Origin of the sequence: Rhizobium sp. 1399 (assembly GCF_031455475.1) — a bacterium.
Lineage (GTDB): Bacteria > Pseudomonadota > Alphaproteobacteria > Rhizobiales > Rhizobiaceae > Rhizobium.
This window is the reverse complement of record NZ_JAVDSU010000007.1, coordinates 322,959-346,883: the sequence shown is the minus strand read 5'-3', so window position 1 is coordinate 346,883 and position 23,925 is coordinate 322,959. Positions and strand designations below refer to the sequence as shown.

Below are 23,925 nucleotides of genomic sequence, written 5' to 3'. Positions count from 1 at the left end.
GGTGAGATGTATGGCAGGTGAAACGGTACTCGTCGTCGGCGGCGCTGGGTATATTGGCTCGCATACGTGTCTCGATTTGGCGAATAAGGGTTACAAGCCCGTCGTCTTCGATAATTTTTCCAACGGCCATCGCGAATTCGTCAAATGGGGACCGGCGGAAGAGGGTGATATTCGCGATCGCGCCCGGCTCGATGAGGTGCTGGCAAAGCACAAGCCGTCGGCGATCCTGCATTTCGCGGCGCTGATCGAAGTCGGCGAATCGGTCAAGGATCCGGTCTCCTTCTATGAGAACAACGTCATCGGCACGCTGACGCTGCTGTCGGCAGCGCAGGCCACCGGCATCAATGCTTTCGTCTTCTCCTCCACCTGCGCGACCTATGGTCTGCCGCAGAGCGTGCCGCTCGATGAGACGCACCGTCAGGTGCCGATCAATCCCTATGGCCGTACCAAATATATCGTCGAGCAAGCGCTTGCCGATTACGACCAGTACAAGAGCCTTCGCTCCGTCGTGCTGCGCTACTTCAATGCCGCCGGTGCCGATTTCGAAGGCCGGGTCGGCGAATGGCACCAGCCGGAAACGCATGCGATCCCGCTGGCGATCGATGCGGCGCTGGGCCGTCGCCAGGGCTTCAAGGTTTTCGGCAGCGATTACGAGACGCGCGACGGCACCTGCGTGCGCGACTATATCCATGTTCTCGATCTTGCCGACGCGCATGTGCGCGCCGTCCAATATCTGCTGGATGGCGGCGAATCCGTCGCGCTCAATCTCGGCACGGGCACCGGTACCACTGTGAAGGAATTGCTCGGCGCCATCGAGGACGTCTCCAACAAGCCCTTCCCGGTCGAGTATATCGGTCGTCGCGAAGGCGATTCGCACACGCTGGTCGCCAATAACGACAAGGCGCGGGACGTGCTGGGCTGGGTGCCGCAGTATGATCTCTCGCAGATCATTCAGTCGGCCTGGAACTGGCATGCGAGATCAAATCACCACTGAACGTCGGCGAAAGCCCAACGTTCTCGTCATCACTGCGGATCAATGGCGCGGCGATTGCCTCTCGGCTGTAGGGCACGCCTGCGTCAGGACGCCGAATGTCGATGCCCTGGCGAAGGAGGGAACGCTTTTCCGGCGCCATTATGCCGGTGCTGCTCCCTGTTCGCCGGCGCGCGCCACACTTTATACCGGCCTCTACCAGATGAACCACCGGGTCTGCCGGAACGGCTCGCCGCTCGACCGGCGGTTCGACAATCTGGCGCTGGCGGCAAGACGGGCGGGTTACGATCCGACGCTGTTCGGCTACACGGACACGGCGCCCGATCCGCGCGATATGGATGCCGATGATCCGCATCTGACGACCTATGAAGGTGTGCTGCCGGGTTTCACTGTTCGCCAGCTCCTGCCCGAGCATGAGAGGCAATGGCTTTCCTGGCTACGCTTGCGCGGCCGCGCTGATGCCGTCAGCCGTGATATCCATATTCCGGTCGGCACTGCAGCGGGGGAAATCTCGAATGCGGCGCCAGCCTATTCACGCGAAGAGACACAGACCGCTTTCCTGACCGGGGAACTCATCCGCTGGATGGGTGAGCAGGATGCGCCGTGGTTCGCGCATATTTCCTTCCTGCGGCCGCATCCACCCTTCTCTGTGCCGGAGCCATTCAACCGCATGTTCAAGCCGGGCGAAGGTCCGGCCTTTGCACGTGCGATAGGCCGCGAAACTGAACGGCAAGGCCATCCCTATCTCGCCTATGTCATGCCGCGTGCCGGCAAGGGCAGTTTCATCCATGGGGCGGAAGGGCCGCTCAGCGATTTGAGCGCTGCCGACTTCGACGCCATCAGGTCGATCTACTACGGGATGATTGCCGAGGTAGACGACCAGCTCGGGCGTATCTGGCAAGCACTGAAGGACGTCGGCGAATGGGACAATACGATCGTCGTCTTCACGTCCGATCATGCCGAGATGGCGGGTGATCACTGGACTCTCGGCAAAGGCGGCTATTTCGACGGTAGCTATCATATTCCGCTCGTCATCCGTTATCCTGGCGCGGCTTCCGCCGGCGGTATCGTCGAGAATTTCACCAGTGCTGCCGATGTGTTCCCTACGATCTGCGATCTGCTCGGTATCAGGCCCGCCAATGGCATAGACGGGCGATCGCTTACGCCTTTCCTCGATGGCGGCATGGCGCAGGGCTGGCGAGATGCGGCTTTCTGGGAATTCGACTTCCGGGATATCGCCCATGGCGAGGCGGAGCGGCATTTCGGCCTTCGGTCGAACGAGCTGAATCTTGCCGTCATCCGCGACGAGCAATTCAAATACGTGCATTTCACCGCATTGCCGGCGCTGCTCTTTGATCTCGTCAACGATCCGATGGAGTTGCGCAATCTTGCCGATGATCCGGCCTATGCCTCGGTGCGGCTCAACTATGCCGAACGGCTTCTGTCGCTCAGGGCACGGCATCTGGATCAGACGCTTGCCTATACCGAGCTGACGGAAAAAGGGCCGGTAATGTACCGGCCCTGATTAAACATCAGAAGTTTCCGAGGAAATCCCGCTTGCCGACCGGCGCACCCTGGTTGCGCAGGATGGCGTGTGCCGTCGTCACGTGAAAATAGAAGTTCGGCAGCGCGAAGAGGGCGACATATTCGATGCCGGGAACGACGGAGCCATTGCGGCCCGGGACTGTGATTTCTTTCGCATCGCTACCATCAAGAGCTTCGGCGGTGAAGCTCGCAAGGTAACCTTCGGTCTTGGCCATACGTTCGCGCAGGTCGGCGATCGTCGCTTCATTGTCCTCGAATTTAGGCGCGTCAGTCGCCGTCAGGCGGGCGAGCGCGAACTTGGCGCTATCGCTGGCACGCTGGTACTGGCCGGAAAGCGGCAGCATATCCGGGGCGAGGCGAGCGTTTACGAGGATGGTCGGGTCGATCTTCTTTTCCTCGGCATAGGCCTCCGCCTTGTCGAGATAGGTCTTCAGGCTGGCAATGCCGCGCTGGAACATAGGCACGGTCAGGCGATACATCGAAATGGACATTGTCCTGTCTCCAAAATCTTTAAAAACAGCCGGTGTGCGCAGGCTGTTCGGGGCTCCGACTAGATGGGGATCTCTACAGCTTTCGCAATAAGCGCCTGTGACGGTTCCCTGCCCATCATGGCCGGATTGCAACAGGCCGATTACGCAGAATTCGCCACAGCAGGCACGCCTATTCGGCAACGTAAGCCGAAATCGGCAAAGAGGCTTGACGTCGTTTCGATAAAATGGAATGAATATTCCGCGAAACAAATTTTACGGTTTGTTTGTTCCGTTTTGACGGAGCCGCCACGGGAGAGGCGGCGTGGGATTGAGGTCTGCAGACGGATGTCTGGGGCCCCGGCGTGAGGAGGGTGCAGCCGGGCACCGCTTTGTGGAGGAAATGCAATGAAAAAATTCATCCTGGGAACTGCGATGGCGCTCGTTCTGTCGACGGCCGCACACGCAGAAACCGTCGGCGTTTCGATGGCCAAATTCGACGACAACTTCCTGACCGTTCTGCGCAACGGCATGACCGATTATGCAAAGACGCTTAGTGGGGTCACGCTGCAGGTTGAAGACGCGCAGAACGACGTCTCCAAGCAACAGAGCCAGATCCAGAATTTCATCGCCTCCAAGGTCGATGCGATCATCGTCAACCCTGTCGATACCGATGCGACGACGGCGATGTCGAAGCTTGCGGCTGATGCAGGCATTCCGCTGGTTTACGTCAACCGCCAGCCGGTCAACGTCGACACGCTGCCGGACAAGCAGGCTTTCGTGGCTTCCAACGAGCAGGAATCCGGCACGCTGGAAACCAAGGAAATCTGCCGTATTCTCGGCGGCAAGGGCAAGGCCGTCGTCATCATGGGCGAACTCTCCAACCAGGCTGCGCGCATGCGGACCCAGGACGTTCATGACGTTATCAAGACGGACGAATGCAAGGGACTGGAGATCGTGGAAGAGCAGACGGCCAACTGGGATCGTACCCAGGGCGCCGACCTGATGACCAACTGGCTCTCCAGCGGCATAGAGTTCGACGCCGTGATCTCCAACAACGATGAAATGGCGATCGGCGCCATCCAGGCGCTGAAGGCAGCCGGCAAGGATATGAGCAAGGTCGTCGTCGGCGGCGTTGACGCCACGCAGGACGCGCTTGCTGCAATGCAGGCGGGTGACCTCGACGTCACCGTGTTCCAGGATGCCGCCGGCCAGGGCAAGGGCGCGCTCGATACGGCACTCAAGATTGCCAAGGGCGAAAAGGCCGACAAGAAGGTCTACATCCCCTTCCAGCTCGTCACGCCTGCCAACGTCAAGGACTTCGTCACCAAGAACTGAGGCAAACGCCAAGCAGGATGCGGGCTCTGCCCGCATCCTTTCAGCCTGTCCGTATCCGGAGGAGATGATATGGCCGTCAGCCCGTCAACCATGGCCGCCGTGCGCGCGAGCGGCGCAGTTCCGAATGCGGAATATCTCTTGAGCGCAGAGGGTGTTCGCAAGGAATTTCCAGGCGTCGTCGCGCTCGACGACGTGCAGTTCCGGCTGAAGCGCGCCTCCGTGCATGCGCTGATGGGGGAAAACGGCGCCGGCAAGTCGACGCTGATGAAGATCCTCGCCGGCATCTACACGCCCGACAAAGGCGATATCCGCCTGAAAGGGGTCGAAATCCGGTTGAAATCTCCGCTCGATGCGCTGGAAAACGGCATCGCCATGATCCATCAGGAACTGAACCTGATGCCGTTCATGACGGTTGCGGAAAATATCTGGATTCGCCGCGAGCCCAAGAACCGCTTCGGTTTCGTCGATCACGGCGTGATGCATCGCATGACCGAGGAGCTGTTTGCCCGGCTCAATATCGCGATCGATCCTGATATCGAAGTCCGCTATCTCTCGGTCGCAAACCGGCAGATGGTAGAGATCGCCAAGGCGGTTTCCTACAATTCCGACGTCCTCATCATGGACGAGCCGACTTCGGCGTTGACCGAGCGCGAAGTCGAGCATCTTTTCCGCATTATCCGGGATCTCAGGGCCCAAGGCATCGGCATCGTCTACATCACCCACAAGATGAACGAGCTTTTCGAGATCGCCGACGAGTTCTCCGTTTTCCGCGACGGCAAATATATCGGCACGCATGCTTCCACTGATGTCACCCGCGACGACATCATCCGCATGATGGTCGGGCGCGAGATCACCCAGATGTTCCCCAAGGAAGAGGTGCCGATTGGCGAGGTCGTGCTCTCGGTCAAGGATCTCTGTCTCAACAGGATCTTCCGCGACGTCTCCTTCGAAGTGAGAGCCGGCGAGATTCTCGGTGTGGCCGGCCTCGTCGGCTCCGGGCGCTCAAACGTCGCCGAAACGCTTTTCGGGGTAACGCCGGCGAGTTCCGGTTCGGTCGAACTCTTCGGCAAGCCGGTGACCATATCCTCGCCGACCGAGGCCATCCGTCACCAGATGGCGTTTCTGACCGAGGATCGGAAAGACACCGGTTGCCTGCTGATCCTCGATGTTCTGGAGAACATGCAGATTGCCGTCCTGCAGGACAGATATGTCAAGGGCGGCTTCGTACAGCAGGGTGCGATCGAGGCGACGTGCGAAGACATGGCAAAAAGGCTACGCGTGAAAACGCCCAGTCTTTACGAGCGGGTCGAGAATCTTTCGGGCGGCAATCAACAGAAAGTGCTGATCGGGCGCTGGTTGCTCACCCATCCGAAGATCCTGATCCTCGACGAGCCGACACGCGGCATCGATGTCGGCGCCAAGGCGGAAATTCATCGGCTGGTCACCGAAATGGCGCGAAACGGCGTGGCGATCATCATGATCTCGTCCGAGATGCCCGAAGTGCTCGGCATGAGCGACCGCATCATGGTCATGCATGAAGGACGCGTGACCGGTTTCCTCAATCGCGATGAAGCAACGCAGATCAAGGTGATGGAACTGGCTGCGCAGTGATGCGCTGTCCGCGATCGCCAAAGGGAGGTTTGACATGACTACCAAGGCAGCAGAGGGTACGGCTCCGCTCGCAACCCGGCCGAGAAGGCGGCGTGTGCCGCCGGAACTCAGCATCTTCCTCGTGTTGGTTGGTATTGCGCTCATCTACGAAATCCTTGGCTGGATCTTCATCGGCCAGAGCTTCCTTCTGAACTCGCAGCGCCTAACGATCATGATCCTGCAGGTTTCCGTCATCGGCATTATCGCCGTCGGCGTCACCCAGGTCATAATCACCGGCGGCATCGATCTTTCGTCGGGCTCGGTCGTCGGCATGACAGCGATGATCGCAACGAGCTTCGCCCAGTCCTCTACCTGGGGACGAGCCGTCTTCCCGTCGCTGACCGACCTGCCGGCTCTCGTGCCGATCATGATCGGCCTGCTGATCGGGGCGGCGGCCGGTCTCATAAACGGTGCGCTCATTGCCTATACGAAGATACCGCCGTTCATCGCAACGCTCGGCATGTTCGTTTCGGCCAGAGGTGTGGCGAAGTGGTATACGAAGGGACAGCCGGTTTCCGGCATTACCGAGCAGTTTCATTTCATTGGAACCAAGGCGTGGCCGGTCGTCGTTTTCCTCGTCGTCGCGCTGATCTTTCATATTGCGCTGCGCTACACGCGCTATGGCAAGTTCACCTATGCCATCGGCGCGAACCCGCAGGCTGCGCGCGTTTCCGGCATCAATATCGAGGCGCACCTCGTCAAGGTCTACGTGATCGCGGGACTGCTTGCCGGTCTTGCCGGTATCGTCACGGCAGCGCGCGCTGAAACCGCGCAAGCGAGCATGGGGGTCGGGTATGAACTCGACGCGATTGCCGCGACCGTCATCGGCGGCACCTCGCTTACCGGCGGCGTCGGGCGCATCACCGGCACCGTCATCGGCACCATCATCCTCGGCGTCATGACGTCAGGTTTCACTTTTCTGAGGATCGACGCCTATTACCAGGAAATCGTCAAGGGCGTCATCATCATCGCGGCCGTCGTCATCGACGTCTACAGGCAGAAGAAACGGACCAAGCACTGAACCGGAAAAAGGGGGCTTCGGCCCCCTTCATTGTTTCATGGGCAATGGCTGCGATCACAACGAAGGATCCAGCGCTCCCGATGTCTTCAAATGTTGCAGGAGTTTCTCGCGATCACCCAAAATCATCTCGGAAGGAATATCGGCCGGGTAGAAGAGAGCGATTTCCAGCCCTTCCGCGATAGCGTCATCCGTTGGTCCCGGCAGCTCTTCCTCACGCATCCGTGCTTCGAAGACGGTGAGCAGAAAATCGAAGGTTTCGCCTTGTGGTGAAATAAACTTTTTTCGTTCGACTTCGATCAGATCCATCAGATCCAAAGACACGCCGATCTCTTCAGATATCTCCCGGCGAAATGCGGCGGAGAAATCCTCGCCCTCTTCGACCGTTCCGCCCGGCAGAGACCAGCCTGCATGCATACCGCTTCTCTTCGCCAAGACGATTTGGCCTCCGGCATTATGGACGATGCCGATCGCTCCGCCCAACGCCCGGCGGGAAAAGTGCTTGTGTTTCTGTGTCTCAAAATCGGCTTCCGGCAAGGGCTGATCGGCTGTCGTCAGCCTGGCATCCGGGTATTGTCGAATAAGCGCCTGGAAAATTTCCTCACTCATGGGGTTCTCTCAGATCATTGGCAGAAAGACGTTCCGCGGCGGTTGAGCCTGCGGACTGCGGCATCCAAGGTATTTGCGACGTTACCTTTTTGCATCGCAAAATTGCACGGTTTCTCCATTGCGCATTTGTAAAAAAATAGGTGGCGCTTTCTGCCAGCTTTTCTATTCTTGCCGCTTCGATCCGCCCGTTCGGGCAGTGCAGGAAAGCAGATGCAACTCGTATTCGACGGTCATAACGACGTTCTCCTTCGACTCTGGTCCCATGCGAAAGACGGAAGTGATCCGGTTGCGGAATTTGCTAACGGTACGACCGCAGGCCATATAGATGCCCCGCGGTCAAAGGCCGGCGGTCTGGCGGGCGGCCTTTGTGCCATCTACATTCCCTCCGGCGATCTGGTTTTTGCCGATCCGGATGGGAACGGCCACTACGCAACGCCGCTTGCTGCCCCCCTTGATCCACTGCCGTCGCTCACAATTGCTACGGAAATGGCGGCGATTGCGCTCCGGCTCGACCGTGCCGGCGCCTGGCGGCTCTGCCGCACGGTGAAAGATATCCGTAAGGCGATGGCATCAGGCATTTTCGCTGCTGTCATGCATATCGAAGGCTGCGAGGCGATCAGCGCCGATCTTGCTGCGCTTGATGTTTTTTATGCCGCCGGGCTGCGCTCGCTCGGCCCGGTGTGGAGCCGGCACAATATCTTCGGTCATGGCGTGCCCTTTGCCTTCCCGAGCTCGCCGGATACGGCGCCGGGTCTGACGGAAGCCGGCTTCGCGCTGGTGCGCGAGTGCAATCGCCTCGGAATCATGATCGACCTTGCCCATATCACCGAGAAGGGCTTCTGGGATGTGGCGAAGACGAGCGATCAGCCGCTGGTAGCCAGCCATTCCAACGTTCATGCGCTGACGCCGGTCGCGCGCAACCTCACCGACAGGCAGCTCGATGCGATCCGTGAGCGTCGCGGCCTCGTCGGCGTGAATTATGCGACGGCGATGCTTCGTCCAGACGGCCGCTCCGATGCCGATACGCCGCTTTCCGACATGATCCGCCACATCGACTATCTCGTGAACCGCGTTGGGATCGACTGCGTTGCGCTCGGCTCGGACTTTGACGGTGCTACCATTCCGGAAGAAATCGGTGATGCCTCGGGCAACCAGAGGCTGATTGCCGCTCTCCGGCAAGCTGGCTATGGTGAGGAGGACTTGACCAAAATGGCCAGCGAAAACTGGCTTCGCATTCTGGCTTCGGCGTGGAGGGAAGAGGACGCCTGAAACCAAATAATACTTAGTAATCAATCAAAACAGGGGAACAAACCATGATGATTACCAAACTCAACCGCAGCTTCCGCCTTCTTTCCGCAGGGGCTGCCCTTTCGCTCCTGATGGTAGCAGCGCCCGCTGCCTTCGCAGAGACGCCAAAGGACACGCTCGTTGAAGGTTTTGCCATCGATGACATCATCACGATGGATCCGGGCGAAGCTTTCGAGCTTTCGACTGCGGAAGTCACCAGCAACACCTACAGCCTGCTTGTTCGTCTCGACATGAACGACACGTCAAAGATCAAGGGGGATCTCGCCGACAGCTGGACGGTTTCCGATGACGGCCTGACCTATACGTTCAAGTTGAAGCCGGGTCTGAAGTTTGCTTCCGGCAACCCGATTACCGCCGAAGACGTTGCCTGGTCCTTCGAGCGTGCCGTCAAGCTCGACAAGAGCCCGGCCTTCATTCTCACCCAGTTCGGCTTGACCGGCGACAACGTCACCGAAAAGGCAAAGGCCGTCGATCCGACCACCTTCACCTTCACTGTCGACAAGGCCTATGCGCCGAGCTTCGTACTGAACTGCCTGACGGCAACGGTGGCTTCTGTCGTCGACAAGAAGCTAGTTCTCGATCATGTGAAACCGGTCACCGTCGATGCCGACCACAAATACGACAACGACTTCGGCAACGAGTGGCTGAAGACGAATTATGCCGGCTCCGGCGCTTACAAGCTGCGTGAGTGGCGCGCCAACGAAGTCGTCGTCATGGAGCGTAACGACAATTATTACGGCGAGAAGGCAAAGCTTAATCGCGTCATTTACCGCTACATGAAGGAAAGCTCCGCTCAGCGCCTGGCGCTTGAGGCCGGTGATATCGATATCGCCCGCAACCTGGAGCCCGGTGACCTCGACGCCGTGACCAAAAATGCGGATCTGGCGACGACCAATGCGCCGAAGAGCACGGTCTATTATGTCAGCCTTAACGGGAAGAACGAGAATCTGAAGAAGCCTGAGGTCCAGGAAGCCTTCAAATATCTGGTCGACTACGATGCAATCGGCGCGACCCTCATCAAGGGCATCGGCGAGATCCACCAGACTTTCCTGCCGACCGGCCAGCTCGGTGCGCTGAATGAGAACCCCTACAAGCTCGATGTTGCCAAGGCGAAGGAACTGCTCGCCAAGGCCGGCCTGCCGGATGGTTTCTCGGTCACCATGGATGTGCGCAACACGCAGCCGGTCACCGGCATTGCCGAATCCATGCAACAGACACTCGCCCAGGCCGGCGTGAAGATGGAAATCATCCCCGGTGACGGCAAGCAGACGTTGACCAAGTACCGCGCTCGCACGCACGATATATATATCGGCCAGTGGGGCTCGGACTATTTCGACCCGAACTCCAACGCCGACACGTTCACATCCAACCCGGACAATTCCGACGCCGGTACGGTGAAGACGCTCGCATGGCGCAATACCTGGGAAGCGCCCGAGCTCGACAAGGAAACGAAGGCTGCCCTTCTTGAACGTGACGCCGCTAAGCGTGCGGCCATGTATGAGGATGTCCAGAAAAAGTTCCTGGCCAACAGCCCCTTCGTCGTCATCTTCCAGCAGATCGAAGTGGCTGGCTATCGCAAGAGCCTCAAGGACTTCAAGCTGGGTCCCAGCTTCGACACGAACTATGTAGGCCCGATCTCGAAGTGATGAGCCGGCTAGGCTGATCCAGTGAGCATCGTCGAAACAAGACAGGAGGCGCGGCCCCGCAAGGGCCGTGCACTCTCCTTTGCGAAGGCGCTGGGGCGTTTCCTCTTCGCCGCCGCCACCACCTATCTCGGCCTTCTGGCCGTCACCTTCTTCATCGGCCGCGTTGTGCCGATCGATCCCGTGCTCGCCATACTCGGCGACCGCGCGCCGACCCATGTCGTGGAGCGAGTCCGCCGCGAGATGGGCTTTGACCTGCCGCTCTACGAGCAGTTCTATATCTATCTAAAAGGCATCCTTTCCGGTGATTTCGGCAATTCCGTCCTGACCACCAATCCGGTCATGGTCGATATTCGCCGCGTCTTCCCTGCGACGCTGGAACTTGCGACCGTCGGCACGATCATCGGCTCTGTTGTCGGTGTGCCGCTTGGCGTTCTCGCTGCCGTGCGCCGCGGCAGCATTGCCGACCAGGTCGTGCGCGTCATCGGCCTCGTCGGCTATTCGGTGCCGATCTTCTGGCTGGCGCTGATCTCGCTCGTCATCTTCTATGCGCGGCTGCGCTGGGTGGCTTTCCCCGGCCGTATCGACATCGTCTATGAGTACAGTTTTACGCCGGTCACCGGCTTCTATCTCCTCGATAGTGCCTGGCAGGGGCAGTGGGATGTTTTCTATGACGTCTTCCGCCACATCATCCTGCCGGCCTCGCTGCTGGGCTATTTCTCGCTCGCCTATATCAGCCGTATGACCCGCAGCTTCATGCTGAACGAGTTGTCGCAGGAATATGTGGTGGCAGCCCGCGCCAAGGGCCTATCGGAAACGCGGGTGATCTGGGGTCATGCGCTGAGAAATGCGGCGGTGCCGCTCGTCACCGTCATAGCGCTTTCCTATGCGGGCCTGCTTGAAGGCTCGGTGCTGACGGAAACGGTCTTCTCCTGGCCGGGCATCGGCCTCTACATCACCAACTCGCTGCAAAACGCCGACATGAACGCCGTACTTGGCGGCACGATCGTCATCGGCACGGTCTTTGTCGGCATCAACCTTATTTCCGATCTTCTCTATCGGATACTCGACCCGAGGACGCGCAACCGATGACGGTTCCGACCACGCCTTCCACGCCCTTGAGCCGCCGTGACTGGTTGCTGTCCGACCGGCCGCAGTCACGCATGCAGGCCCGGCTCGGCCGCGCCTACGTTACCTGGCGGCAGTTTACGGCAAACCGGCTTGCCGTCGTCGGCCTGCTGATCATCGTGGCGCTGCTACTGATTGCTGCCTTTGCCAATCTGATCGCCACCCACAATCCCGTTGTCGGCGATCTCATGAATGCCCGCCTGCTGCCGCCCGGCAGCGCCGGCTATCTGCTCGGCACCGACGATCAGGGCCGCGATATCTTCTCACGCCTCGTTTATGGCTCGCGGCTGACATTGCTGGTGGTCGTGCTGGTCGCCATCATCTCCGCGCCTGTTGGACTCATCGTCGGCACTGTGTCGGGCTATGCCGGAGGATGGGTGGATGCGACGCTGATGCGTATCACCGATATCTTCCTTGCCTTCCCGAAGCTCGTGCTGGCGCTTGCCTTCGTCGCAGCCCTCGGGCCCGGCATCCAGAACGCCATCATCGCCATCGCCATCACCTCCTGGCCACCTTATGCGCGCATCGCCCGCGCCGAAACACTAACGGTCCGGCGCTCCGACTATATCTCGGCGGTCAAGCTGATGGGCGCCTCGCCGCTGCGCATCATTATCAGGCATGTCATGCCGCTTTGCATCTCCTCGCTGATCGTGCGCGTGACGCTCGACATGGCGGGCATCATCCTCACGGCCGCCGGCCTCGGCTTCCTCGGCCTCGGCGCACAGCCGCCACTGCCGGAATGGGGTGCAATGATCGCCTCCGGGCGCCGCTTCATCCTCGACCAGTGGTGGGTCGCGGCCATGCCCGGCATTGCCATCCTCGTCGTCAGCCTCGGCTTCAACCTGTTGGGTGACGGCCTGCGCGATGCGCTCGATCCGAAGGAGGCCGGCCAATGAGCTCGCTTCTGACCGTCGAAAACCTGCGTGTCAGCTATCCGACCCGCACCGGTGTTATCGAGGCCGTGCGCGGCGTGTCTTTCATGCTCGGCAAGGAGCGTCTCGGCATCGTCGGCGAATCTGGCTCCGGCAAGTCGCAGACCGGCCGCGCCATCATGGGGCTGACACCGACGCACGGTGTGGTCACCGCCGACACGCTGGATTTCAGCGGCCTCGATCTCCTCAAGGCTTCGGCTGCCGAACGGCGCAGGCTGCGCGGCAAACGTATCGCCATGATCCTGCAGGATCCGAAATATTCGCTCGATCCCGTCATGACCATCGGCAAGCAGATCTGCGAAACATTGCGCACTCATGAGAAGGTCGGCAAAGGCGAGGCGCGAGACCGTGCGCTCGACATGCTGGAAGCGGTACAGATCCGCGATCCCAACCGCGTCTTCGATCTTTATCCGCATGAGGTTTCGGGTGGCATGGGCCAGCGCGCGATGATCGCCATGATGTTGATCGCCGGCCCGGAGCTGCTGATCGCCGACGAACCCACTTCGGCCCTCGACGTAACAGTCCAGCTCGATGTCTTGAGGATCATGGACCGGCTGGTGTCCGAGCGCGGCATGGGGCTGATCTTCGTCTCCCACGATCTGAGGCTCGTCTCCTCTTTCTGCGACCGTGTCATCGTCATGTATGCCGGTCGTATTGTCGAAGAGATCGCCGCATCCGAGCTTCGCAACGCGAAGCATCCCTATACGCAGGGCCTGCTGAATTGCATGCCGCAGATCGGTGAAGACAGGCATCCGCTGCCGGTTCTCGACCGCAAGCCGGAGTGGGCTCTATGAGTACGGCGCTGTCTGCAGACCATCTGGGTGTCGTCTACGACCATTTCCATGCGTTGAAGGATGTGAGCGTTTCCATCGAAAGCGGCGAATCCTTCGGCCTTGTCGGTGAGTCCGGCTCGGGCAAGTCGACGCTGCTGCGCGCGGTCGCCGGGCTTGCGCCTGTCAGCGAGGGAGCGATCCGCATTCATGGCGAGCCGCTGAAAGGCTCGAAACGTAGCAAAGGCTTCTATCGAAGCGTCCAGATGGTCTTCCAGGATCCCTACGGTTCGCTGCATCCTCGCCAGACCGTCGACCGGCTGCTGCTGGAGCCGCTCGCCATTCACGGCATTAGCGACAGCGAGAAACGCATCGCCCGGGCGCTCGACGAAGTCGGGCTCGGCAATGGTTTTCGCTTCCGCTACCCGCATCAGCTTTCCGGAGGCCAGCGGCAGCGTGTGGCGATCGCCCGCGCATTGATTGTCGAACCATCCATCCTGCTGCTCGATGAGCCGACATCGGCGCTCGACGCCTCCGTACAGGCGGAGGTTCTCAATCTCCTTGAGCAGATCCGGCGGGACCGGAAACTGACATTCGTCATGGTCAGCCACGATCTTGGGGTCATCACCCATATGTGCAAGAGGCTTGCCGTGATGCGCGGCGGTGCTGTTGTTGAACGGCTGACATCGGCCGAACTTGCCGCCGGGAGCGTTCACGAGGAGTACACGCGAAATTTGATGATCGCGAGCAAAGGTTTCGTGAAGGCTTGAAAGCCAATATTTTCAAGCCTTTGAAAATTCTCGCATGCTGTCGGCGTTAAGGATAATGTTTCCCTAAAACACGACCATTCGACTAGACTATTGACAGCTGCCTTAGTTCTGTCATGATCCCGTTAACGACCGTTAGCTTTCGTGATCGATGGAGGTTGAGGCATGTTCTTTCTCGGTGGGATGACCATGGGTTACCTCGATCCTCCTGTTAAGGTCGAGCGGAGGGATACCACCTCCGTGACTATCCCGGCGGAAAAGGATCGCCGGTTGATCGAAACATCCCCCAATGCACCCCAGAGCGACAGCGCCGTCGAGCGTTCCTGGATCTGGGCATGGCGCACGCTCTGCTGAGTTGACGCCTGGGTGGATTTTCTCTTCCGTCTGCTCTGGACGGAATTTTATCTCTACCTACCTTATAGGGAATATAAGAATATAAATGCGAGCTGGCAATTCGGCCGCAAAACAAACAGGCGGAGGCGACACATGGCAAATCTGGGTATTTCACATACTCATGTGAACCAGTACGGATCCGTACCGGCAAAGAAGCCGGTCACCACGCGGCACAGAATCCAGACCGCGATCCATGCAACATTTTTTACGGCGGCATTCCTTTTTGTCGTCGCTATGGTTTGCGGCATCGTCGGCTGACGCCTGCGCGTTCGAGGCGCTAACTGATGGCGCCTATTTGATTGAATATTTTCCTGTCCGGAACAATTGGGATGCGCTGGCATTCTCCTGACACTTCGGTGTTGTTCAGGGAGAGAGTGTTATGAAAGGCATCTTGCGGTATCCCAATCCCCATCATCCTTCTTTACCTGTTCCACGCAGTCTAGCCCATTCCGGAAAGTAGGCGTGAGGCGCTGATAGTGCCGTGAACGCCGTGCGAGGCGCATGGATATGTCTATGCGCCTTTTTCACGCCGGCGGAAGGGCAGCGGAGAAACAGTTCCTTTGACTTGAATTATCGCAAGAATGTCCAACTTTCCCGGGTGGCTTCGCAGGGAGGGCATAAGTCGGCCATGAGCGGTCGCAAAGTTACGTCCGAAGCCGGTCGGTCCGTTGCTCCAGAGCGCGCCGACCGTCCGTTTATCTTGCTTTTCCCGACTTCGAAGATGATCGGCCCGTTCATGCGAGAGTCATCATAAGCAATGCAGAACCTAGCCGAAATCATAACGTCGTTTGGATCCAGAACCGAACCCATGGCCATTTCAAGTCCGTCTCCGAGCCCGCCGCACGAGCCTGAGAACAAGCAGATCGACCACAGTGATTCGATCCGCTCAACTTATCTGTCCAACGAGGACATCAGGGCCATGGGCGAAAGCGTCGCCTGCGGCACCGTGAGCGAGTTGCCAGGCTTCGCAGCGTTCGATTTCTTCGCGCGCCACAAGGAAAATGAGAAGGAAATCCTGCGCGTCTACCGCACGACTGCGACCGATGCCGAGGCCGGGGAGGCGATCACGCCGGCTGCCGAATGGCTGCTGGACAATCACTACATCGTCGAGGAGGCAATTCAGGAAGTCCGCCGCGACTTTCCGCGCCGGTTCTATCAAGAGCTACCACTCATGAAAGTCAGCGGCGTCGAAATCCCGCGCACGCTCGTATTGGCCTGGCTCTATGTCGCCCATACTCACGGCACTATTTCACAGGAAAGCCTGACAGCACTGGTCGACGGCTTCCAGCAGCACGAAACCCTCAAGATTGGTGAGCTCTGGGCGCTGCCGTCGCTGGTGCGCTACGTGCTGGTTGAAAACCTCCGTCGTATTTCGAGCCGCGTCGAGCGCAGCCGCCGCCTGCGCCGTCGCGCCAACGAGGCCGCCAACGAATTGGTGCGTCTCGCCGACACCGCAAAGGCTGCCGCCTATCTGAAGACGCTGGAAGAGCTTGCTGAGGATAACACTTTCTCGACCCAATTCCTCTACCGCATGCGTGATGGTTCGCAGACTTCGAGCCTGGCGATCTCCTGGCTCGACGAGCGCTTGGAAAAGCTTGGGCGTGACAGCGAGGAAGCGATGATGGCGGAGCATAGCCGCCTCTCCGCCGGCAATGTCACGATGGGTAACATCATCCGCAGCCTGCGCGAGATCAACGATGCGGAGTGGTCGGTCTGGGTCGAGCAGGTCAGCCACGTCGACAGGCTGCTCTGGGATCAGTCCCAATACGGTGCTCTCGATTCCGGTTCGCGCAACAGCTATCGCCGGCAGATCGAAAGGCTTGCCAGGCGCTCGCCGCTGAGCGAGGTGCAAATCGCCCAGCTTGCTGTCGATATGGTGTCTGAGGCCAGGCTTTCCGATGAGCCGCGGCCGCATGAGCCTGATATTGGGGGCTTCATTGCGGGCGCTCAACGCCTAAAATTCGAAGAGCGCGCAGACTACCGCCCGACGTTGGCGCAGCACGTCATTCGCGCGGTGCGCAAATTCAATTGGATGGCGATCGCCATTCCGGTCGCGCTGATCACGATCATCGCCATCGGGATCGTCGGCGGGTTCATGGCCAATGCCGGCATGGGATCGGTTGAAATCGCGCTGCTGCTCATCCTGTTCGCGTTGCCGGCCTCGGAAGGTGCGAGCGGGCTTTTCAACACTGTTCTCTCTTTCTTCGTCACGCCGGCGCGGCTTGTCGGTTATGAGTTCAAACAGGGCATTCCGGAGGATGCGCGCACGCTCCTCGTCGTGCCGTGCCTGATTTCTGATCGCGATAGCGTCGATGAGATGGTCCGTAATCTCGAGGTCCATTATCTCGCCAATCCGCGCGGCGAGATCTATTTCGCGCTGCTCAGCGACTGGCCGGATAGCGAGGTTGAGGAAACTTCCGCCGATCTCGAAGTGTTGGAATATGCACGCCGGGAGGTCGCTAATCTCTCAGCCCGCTATGCCCATGACGGCAAGACGCGCTTCTATCTGCTGCATCGCCGCCGCCTCTACAATCCATCTGAAGGGGTGTGGATGGGCTGGGAGCGCAAGCGCGGCAAGCTGCACGAGTTGAACCTGCTGCTGCGCGGCGACCGCGATACGACCTATCTGCCAGGCGCCAACACCGTGCCGGCCGACATAGAATATGTCATGACGCTCGATGCCGATACGCGCCTGATGCGCGATACCGTCACGAAACTCGTCGGCAAGCTCCATCATCCGATCAACCGCCCGGTCATTAACCCGGAAAGCGGGCGTGTCGAAAGCGGCTACGGCATTCTGCAGCCGCGCGTCACACCGTCGCTGACGACGGGCAAGGATGCGTCAGTCTTTCAACGCGTCTTTTCGATCAATCGCGGTCTCGATCCCTATGTTTTCACGGTTTCGGATGTCTATCAGGATCTTGCCGGCGAAGGCACATTCACCGGCAAGGGCCTCTATCATGTCGATGCCTTCGAGGCTTCACTGAAGGGGCGTATCGAGGAGAATTCGGTGCTCAGCCATGACCTTCTCGAAGGTTCGATGGCACGTTGCGCACTCGTCACCGATCTCGAACTCGTCGAGGACTTTCCGGTACGCTACGAGGTCGAAACCTCGCGCCAGCATCGCTGGGTGCGCGGCGATTGGCAGCTTCTGCCCTATATGTTCAGTCCGAAACACGGCGTCACCGCGCTCGGGCGCTGGAAGATGTTCGACAATCTGCGCCGGTCGCTGACACCGATCGCCTGGTTCCTCGCTTCCGTGCTCGGCTGGTATCTGATGGAGCCATTTGGGGCGCTGATCTGGCAGATCCTGCTGATTTTCTGCCTGTTCGTGGCGCCAACCCTTTCGCTCATCAATGGCATCATTCCGCGCAGCAGCGATATTGTCGCCAGTGCCCATCTTTATACTGTCTGGTCGGATATTGCGGCTGCCGATGCCCAGGTGGCGCTGCGCATCATCTTCATCGCCGACACCGTCAGCATGATGGTGGATGCGATCGGCCGATCGCTCTATCGTCTCTTCGTCAGCCGCAAGTTGCTCTTGCAGTGGCGCACTGCGGCCAGCGTCGGGGCCGGCAGGCAGGGTACCATCCTCTCCTATTATAGAGCGATGTGGCATGCTCCGGTTCTGGCTATTCTGTCGGTCGCTTTCGCCGCGTTGTCGGGAAATGACTCATTCCTCGTCGGCGTTCCCTTTGCGCTCCTCTGGATCTGTTCGCCCGTCGTCGCCTGGTACGTAAGCCAGTCGGCCGAGACGGAAGACCGGCTCGACGTGCCGGATGGGGTCTCCAGCGAGCTGCGCAAGATCGCGCGCCGCACCTGGCGCTACTTCGAAACCTTCACGACGGCGGAGCAGAACTATCTGCCGCCCGACAACGTCCAGGAAACGCCCCACGTCATCGTGGCGACGCGCACTTCGCCCACAAATATTGGCGTCTATCTCCTGTCCGTCATTTCCGGCCGCCATTTCGGCTGGTTCTCCTTCGAGGAGACGATCGAGCGCCTGGAGCAGACAATCGCCACGGTCGACCGAATGGAAAAATTCCGTGGCCATCTCTTCAACTGGTATCACACCGATACGCTGCAGACGCTTGGACCTCGCTACGTTTCGGCGGTCGACAGCGGCAATCTCGCCGGTCACCTGATTGCCATTTCCTCGGCCTGCCGCGACTGGGCGGAAGCACCCTCAGCACATGTCCAGGGCAATCTCGACGGTGTTGGTGACACGGCCGGCATTCTTGGTGAAGTGCTTGCCGACCTGCCTGACGACCGCAAGACCGTGCGGCCGCTGCGCCGCCGTCTGGAAGAGCGTATTGCCGGTTTCCAGAATGCGCTTGCCGCTGTCAAGCGCGAGCACGAATTTGCCTCGATCCGTGTCATCAACCTTGCCGTTCTGGCGCGCGACATCCAGCACCTTGCCGGCAACCTGCATCACGAGGTGAAGTCGAAGCAGACGGAAGAGGTCACGTTGTGGGCGGCCTCGCTGGTCAAGGTCTGCGAGGCACATATCTCCGATAGTACCTTCGACCTTTCCAATATCGATGCGTTGCGCCCCCGTCTGGTCGCGCTCCGCGACAAGGCCCGCGATCTCGCATTTTCGATGGATTTCGGCTTTCTATTCCGTCCGGAGCGTCGCCTGCTGTCGATCGGGTATCGCGTGGAAAGCGGCGAGCTCGATGCGGCCTGCTACGATCTTCTGGCCTCGGAATGTCGGCTAACCTCGCTCTTCGGTATTGCTAAGGGCGACCTGCCGACGGAGCATTGGTACAAGCTTGGCCGCCAGGTTGTTCCGGTCGGCTCTCGGGGCGTGCTGGTTTCGTGGTCCGGCTCGATGTTTGAGTATCTGATGCCCCCGCTCGTCATGCAGGAGCGCGGCGGAGGCATCCTTAATCAGACCAACAATCTCGTCATTGTCGAACAGATGAACCATGCCCGTAAGCTCGGTACGCCCTGGGGCATTTCGGAAGCGGCCTTCAATGCCCGCGACCATAACCTCAACTATCAGTACACGAACTTCGGCGTGCCGACGCTCGGCCTCAAGCGCGGTCTCGGCCACAATGCCGTCATCGCACCTTATGCATCGCTGCTCGCCAGCCAATATGACCCGGAAGCATCGCTCGAAAACCTGCAGAGGCTTCGCAAGCTCGGCGCTCTCGGCAAGTTCGGCTTTCACGACGCCGTCGACTTCACGCCGACACGCGTACCTGAGGGCAAGACGTGTGCAGTTGTCTACAACTACTACGCCCACCATCACGGCATGTCGATCGCGGCCGTCGCCAACGTCGCCTTCAACGGCCATCTGCGTGAACTGTTCCACTCGGATCCGGTCATCGAAGCGGCCGAACTGCTGCTGCAGGAAAAAGCGCCGCGCGACATCCCGGTCATGAGCGGCAAGGATGAATCCGATACACCCGCCAGCATCCAGGACGAGTTGATGCGGCCCGTCATCCGTAAAATCGCCGATCCTGCATCGCGCGAACGAGAGCTCGTCTTCCTGTCGAACGGCCATTATTCCCTGATGCTGACGGCAACGGGCGCGGGTTATGCCCGCTGGAACGGTCTATCCGTCTCCCGCTGGAAGCCAGATCCGACCGAAGACCGCTGGGGCAATTTCATCTTCCTGCGCGATACGGTGACCAATGAATGGTGGTCGGCAACATCAGAGCCGAAGAGCGTGGAGGGCGAAACGGTTCGAGTGGAATTTGCTGACGAGAAGGCCGTGTTCAGCAAGGTTCTTGGCGAACTTATGAGTGAGGTTGAATGTATCGTTGCCACCGAGCATGATGCGGAAGCCCGCCGCCTGACACTGTTCAACATAGGTGCGGAAGATCGCTTCGTCGAAGTGACGTCCTATCTAGAACCGGTCATCACATCCGACGACACGGACAACGCGCACCCGGCTTTCGCCCGCATGTTCGTCAAAACGGAGATCGACACGCGCGGCGACGTCATCCGCGCCGAGCGCAACAAGCGTGATCCGAACGAAGCGAATATGAGTATCGCACATCTGATCGTCGACAACGCCGGGAATACGCGACATACGGAATTCGAAACCGAGCGGAGGACGTTCATCGGTCGTGGCCGCAGCCTTTCGAATGCTGCTGCTTTTGATCCGGGTGCCAGCCTTTCCGGCACCGATGGTTTCACGCTGGATCCTGTCCTGTCGTTGCGCCGGACTGTGCGCGTGCCGGCTGGCAAGAAGGTCAGCGTGATCTTCTGGACGATTGCAGCACCTAGCCGTGCCGAGGTGGATAAGGCCATCGATCGCTATCGCCATCCGGATGCCTTCAACCACGAACTCATCCAGGCCTGGACGCGTACACAGGTGCAGATGCGCCATGTCGGTGTCAGTTCGCAGCAGGCGGCAGCGTTCCAGTATCTCGGCCGCTATCTTGTCTATCCCGACATGCAGCTTCGCGGCGACTATGGCGCCGTCCGGGCCGGCATGCAGTCGCAGTCGGCGCTCTGGCCGCTGGCGATTTCGGGCGATTTCCCGATCTTCACGCTGCGCATCGATGACGAAATGGATCTCGAAATCGCCCGCGAAGCGCTGCTGGCGCAGGAATATCTGCGTTCACGCGGGGTGACCGCCGATCTCGTCATCATGAACGAACGGGCCTCTTCCTATGCACAGGATATGCAGCACGCGCTCGACGCCATGTGCGAGGGCGTGCGCCGCATGGGCCAGGCCGATGGTCTGCGCCAGCACATCTTCGCAGTCCGTAAGGATCTAATGGAAGAGGGCACCTATCAGGCACTGATCGCCGCCTCGCGCGTAACGCTGCATGCGAAGAACGGTAAGGTGGTTGATCAGATCAACCGCGCCCGCCTGCTGTTTACCCCTGTCAAGGAGGAGCCAGAGGACACGGAGACGCCGGTCAAGCGCATACCGCCTCTACCTGCCCCGGCTATCAAGACTATTGCCATTGAGGAGGAAGGCGATCTCGACTTCTGGAATGGCATCGGTGGCTTTGCCCGCGACGGCCGTGAATATGTCGTGCGCCTGCCGGGCGGACAGGCGACGCCGCAGCCTTGGATCAATGTCATCTCGAATGACCGGTTCGGCTTCCATGTATCGGCGGAAGGTGCCGGTTTCACCTGGAGCGTCAATTCGCGTGATTACCAGCTCACCTCCTGGTCGAACGATGCAGTCATCAACCGTTCCGGCGAAGCCCTCTACATAGCGGACCTCGAAAGTGGCGCGGTCATGACGCCGTTTGCAGGGCTCTCCCGTCGCAACGATATCAGCTTCGAAGCGCGCCACGGTCTCGGTTACTCTACTTTCTCCAGCACGCAGCACGAGATCGCGCTGGAAGTGACGCAGACCGTGCATCGCGAGAAGCCGGTGAAGCTGCAGCGCCTGCGTCTGCGTAACACCGGTTCGGCAAGCCGCAAGCTCAGGCTCTACGCATATGTGGAATGGGTCCTTGGGAATAATCCGCAGAAGACCGCCTCTTTCATCCTGTCGAAACGTGACGAAGAGACAGGCGCGCTGTTTGCGACGAACCCCTACAGCATCGACTATTCGGGTCGCACCGCCTTCCTCGCCGTAAGCGAGACGGTTTCGAGTTTCTCGGCAAGCCGTCGCGAGTTCATCGGCAAGAGCGGGACGATTGAGGCGCCTGTCGCCGTGACTGCAGCCGCTGCTCTTTCCGGCTCCACGGATCTTGAAGGCGATCCAGCGGCGATCCTTGCGATCGATATCGAGCTCGGCGCTGACGAAGCGCGCGACGTCACTTTCTTCCTGGGTGATGCGTCCACCGAAGAGGAGGCGCGCGCCCTGCTTGCCGATATCAGAAAGGCCTCGTTCGATGAAGCGGTGCAGGCGAACCGGGGCTTTTGGCAGGAGTTCACCGGCAAGCTGCAGATCTCGACGCCGGATCAAGGCATGAACAACCTCGTCAATACCTGGCTGCCCTATCAGAGCCTCGGCTGCCGCATCATGGCCCGGACGGCCTTCTACCAGGCGAGCGGCGCCTTCGGCTTCCGCGACCAGTTGCAGGATACGCTCGCCTTCGTGCTGCAGGAGCCTGCGCTTGCGCGAGGCCAGATCATCAATGCGGCCTCGCGCCAGTTCCGCGAGGGGGACGTACAGCACTGGTGGCTGCCGGGGACGGGAGCCGGCGTACGCACCATGATCTCCGACGATGTCGTGTGGCTCGCCTATGCGATCGATCATTATTGCCGTGTCAGCGGTGACAAGAGCGTACTCGACGAGCAGCTTGCCTTCCTCGAAGGTCCGGCGCTGCTGGAGGGTCAGCATGACTCCTTCTTCAAGCCGGAAATATCCGAGGATACGGTAAGCATCTATGAACATGCAGCCCGGGCGATCGATCTCGCCATTGCTCGCAAGGGAACGAACGGCCTGCCGCTCTTCCTCGGTGGCGACTGGAATGACGGGATGAATCGCGTCGGCATCGGCGGCAGTGGCACGAGTGTCTGGCTTGGCTGGTTCCTTGCCGGCACATTGCGCTCTTTCATACCGTATGCCGAAGACCGGGGCGACAAGGCCCGTGCGAAGCGCTGGAAGGCTCATCTCATCGAACTCAAGAAGGCGCTCGAAAGCGCTGCCTGGGACGGCGATTATTACCGCCGTGGCACTTTCGATGACGGCACGCCGCTCGGTTCGAAGGAGAGCCTGGAATGCCAGATCGATTCGATTGCACAGTCCTGGAGCGTGCTCTCAGGTGAAGGTGATCCGAAGCGGGCCATCAAGGCGATGGATGCGGTGCTCGACCGGCTGGTTGACGAAGATGCACGGATCATCCGCCTCTTCACACCGCCTTTTGAAAGGTCGCTAAAGGATCCAGGCTATATCAAGGCCTATCCGCCGGGCGTTCGCGAGAATGGTGGCCAGTACACACACGCCTCGACCTGGGTGGTCATGGCGCTGGCGGAATTGAAGCGGGGTGACGATGCCCTGCGTTGCTTCCAGATCCTCAATCCGATCACCCATTCGCTGGACAAGGCGGCGGCCGAACGGTATCGCGTCGAGCCCTATGTCGTGGCGGCTGATGTCTATGGCCATGCGCCCTATGTCGGGCGCGGTGGCTGGACCTGGTACACCGGCTCGGCCGGCTGGCTCTACCGCGCGGCGGTGGAAGGTATCCTCGGTATCCGGCTAAAGGGTGGACAACTTTTTGTGAACCCGTCGCTCCCTTCCAATTGGGACGGGTTTGCGGCAGAGATCGAACGCGACGGAAGCAAATACCGCATTTCGGTCTCAAAAGCGTCCAATGCTGAAGGCTACACTCTGTCGATAAACGGCAGCGAAGTCGCCAATCCCCACGAGGGATATCCGGTCGGACAACAGCAATCTCCAAGCTGATTTTCCGGCGATTCGCGCGGCCAAAGGGGGAACCCTTT

General features: G+C 59.6%; 16 protein-coding genes. 14 read left to right on the top strand and 2 right to left on the bottom strand.

Annotated features, from left to right (window positions below):
• Nucleotides 1-10 precede the first annotated feature (10 nt).
• Both galE and J2X71_RS23155 read left to right on the top strand, forming a co-directional pair.
• Nucleotides 11-994, top strand: coding sequence for a UDP-glucose 4-epimerase GalE (gene galE / locus J2X71_RS23160; RefSeq protein WP_310385447.1), 984 nt, complete (start codon nt 11-13; stop codon nt 992-994).
• Nucleotides 972-2,516, top strand: coding sequence for an alkaline phosphatase family protein (locus J2X71_RS23155; protein ID WP_310385445.1), 1,545 nt, complete (start codon nt 972-974; stop codon nt 2,514-2,516). The genes galE and J2X71_RS23155 overlap by 23 nt, the downstream gene beginning before the upstream one ends.
• Nucleotides 2,517-2,523: 7 nt before the next feature.
• On the opposite strand, the gene J2X71_RS23150 is transcribed toward J2X71_RS23155, so the two are convergent.
• Nucleotides 2,524-3,027, bottom strand: a complete 504-nt coding sequence (locus J2X71_RS23150) for a DUF1993 domain-containing protein (protein ID WP_310385443.1) — start codon at nt 3,025-3,027, stop codon at nt 2,524-2,526.
• 384 nt (nt 3,028-3,411) lie between these two features.
• On the opposite strand from J2X71_RS23150, the gene J2X71_RS23145 reads away from it, so the two are divergent.
• The 3 genes from J2X71_RS23145 (at nt 3,412) to J2X71_RS23135 (ending at nt 7,012) form a co-directional block, all read left to right on the top strand.
• Entirely contained in the window at nt 3,412-4,341 is a 930-nt protein-coding gene (locus tag J2X71_RS23145) for a sugar ABC transporter substrate-binding protein (RefSeq protein ID WP_310385441.1), read from the top strand.
• A gap of 69 nt (nt 4,342-4,410) precedes the next feature.
• Complete coding sequence (locus J2X71_RS23140) at nt 4,411-5,952, top strand: sugar ABC transporter ATP-binding protein (RefSeq protein ID WP_310385439.1); 1,542 nt, start codon at nt 4,411-4,413, stop codon at nt 5,950-5,952.
• Nucleotides 5,953-5,986: 34 nt separating this feature from the next.
• The gene (locus J2X71_RS23135) at nt 5,987-7,012 is read left to right on the top strand and encodes an ABC transporter permease (RefSeq protein WP_310385437.1); all 1,026 of its coding nucleotides are present in this window, start codon (nt 5,987-5,989) and stop codon (nt 7,010-7,012) included.
• A gap of 54 nt (nt 7,013-7,066) precedes the next feature.
• Here J2X71_RS23135 and J2X71_RS23130 read toward each other — a convergent pair whose 3' ends face one another.
• Nucleotides 7,067-7,618 (bottom strand): NUDIX domain-containing protein, encoded by a 552-nt coding sequence (locus tag J2X71_RS23130; RefSeq protein WP_310385435.1) that lies wholly within the window; start codon nt 7,616-7,618, stop codon nt 7,067-7,069.
• A gap of 210 nt (nt 7,619-7,828) precedes the next feature.
• Here J2X71_RS23130 and J2X71_RS23125 point away from each other — a divergent pair, with 210 nt between their 5' ends.
• The 9 genes from J2X71_RS23125 (at nt 7,829) to J2X71_RS23085 (ending at nt 23,887) form a co-directional block, all read left to right on the top strand.
• Entirely contained in the window at nt 7,829-8,887 is a 1,059-nt protein-coding gene (locus tag J2X71_RS23125; RefSeq protein WP_310385433.1) for a dipeptidase, read from the top strand.
• A gap of 44 nt (nt 8,888-8,931) precedes the next feature.
• Nucleotides 8,932-10,572, top strand: coding sequence for an ABC transporter substrate-binding protein (locus J2X71_RS23120; protein WP_310385431.1), 1,641 nt, complete (start codon nt 8,932-8,934; stop codon nt 10,570-10,572).
• 21 nt (nt 10,573-10,593) lie between these two features.
• Entirely contained in the window at nt 10,594-11,661 is a 1,068-nt protein-coding gene (locus tag J2X71_RS23115) for an ABC transporter permease (RefSeq protein ID WP_113319862.1), read from the top strand.
• Nucleotides 11,658-12,593: an ABC transporter permease gene (locus tag J2X71_RS23110; protein ID WP_310385427.1), complete on the top strand. Its 936-nt coding sequence runs from the start codon at nt 11,658-11,660 to the stop codon at nt 12,591-12,593. The genes J2X71_RS23115 and J2X71_RS23110 overlap by 4 nt, the downstream gene beginning before the upstream one ends.
• Nucleotides 12,590-13,423, top strand: coding sequence for an ABC transporter ATP-binding protein (locus J2X71_RS23105; RefSeq protein ID WP_310385425.1), 834 nt, complete (start codon nt 12,590-12,592; stop codon nt 13,421-13,423). The genes J2X71_RS23110 and J2X71_RS23105 overlap by 4 nt, the downstream gene beginning before the upstream one ends.
• Entirely contained in the window at nt 13,420-14,169 is a 750-nt protein-coding gene (locus tag J2X71_RS23100; RefSeq protein ID WP_310385423.1) for an ABC transporter ATP-binding protein, read from the top strand. The genes J2X71_RS23105 and J2X71_RS23100 overlap by 4 nt, the downstream gene beginning before the upstream one ends.
• Nucleotides 14,170-14,331: 162 nt before the next feature.
• Nucleotides 14,332-14,520: a hypothetical protein gene (locus J2X71_RS23095; RefSeq protein ID WP_310385421.1), complete on the top strand. Its 189-nt coding sequence runs from the start codon at nt 14,332-14,334 to the stop codon at nt 14,518-14,520.
• 132 nt (nt 14,521-14,652) lie between these two features.
• Nucleotides 14,653-14,817, top strand: coding sequence for a hypothetical protein (locus J2X71_RS23090; protein ID WP_310385419.1), 165 nt, complete (start codon nt 14,653-14,655; stop codon nt 14,815-14,817).
• Between the two features lie 550 nt (nt 14,818-15,367).
• A complete protein-coding gene (locus tag J2X71_RS23085) occupies nt 15,368-23,887 on the top strand; it encodes a GH36-type glycosyl hydrolase domain-containing protein (RefSeq protein ID WP_310385417.1) in 8,520 nt (2,839 codons plus the stop codon).
• The last annotated feature ends 38 nt before the right edge of the window (nt 23,888-23,925 follow it).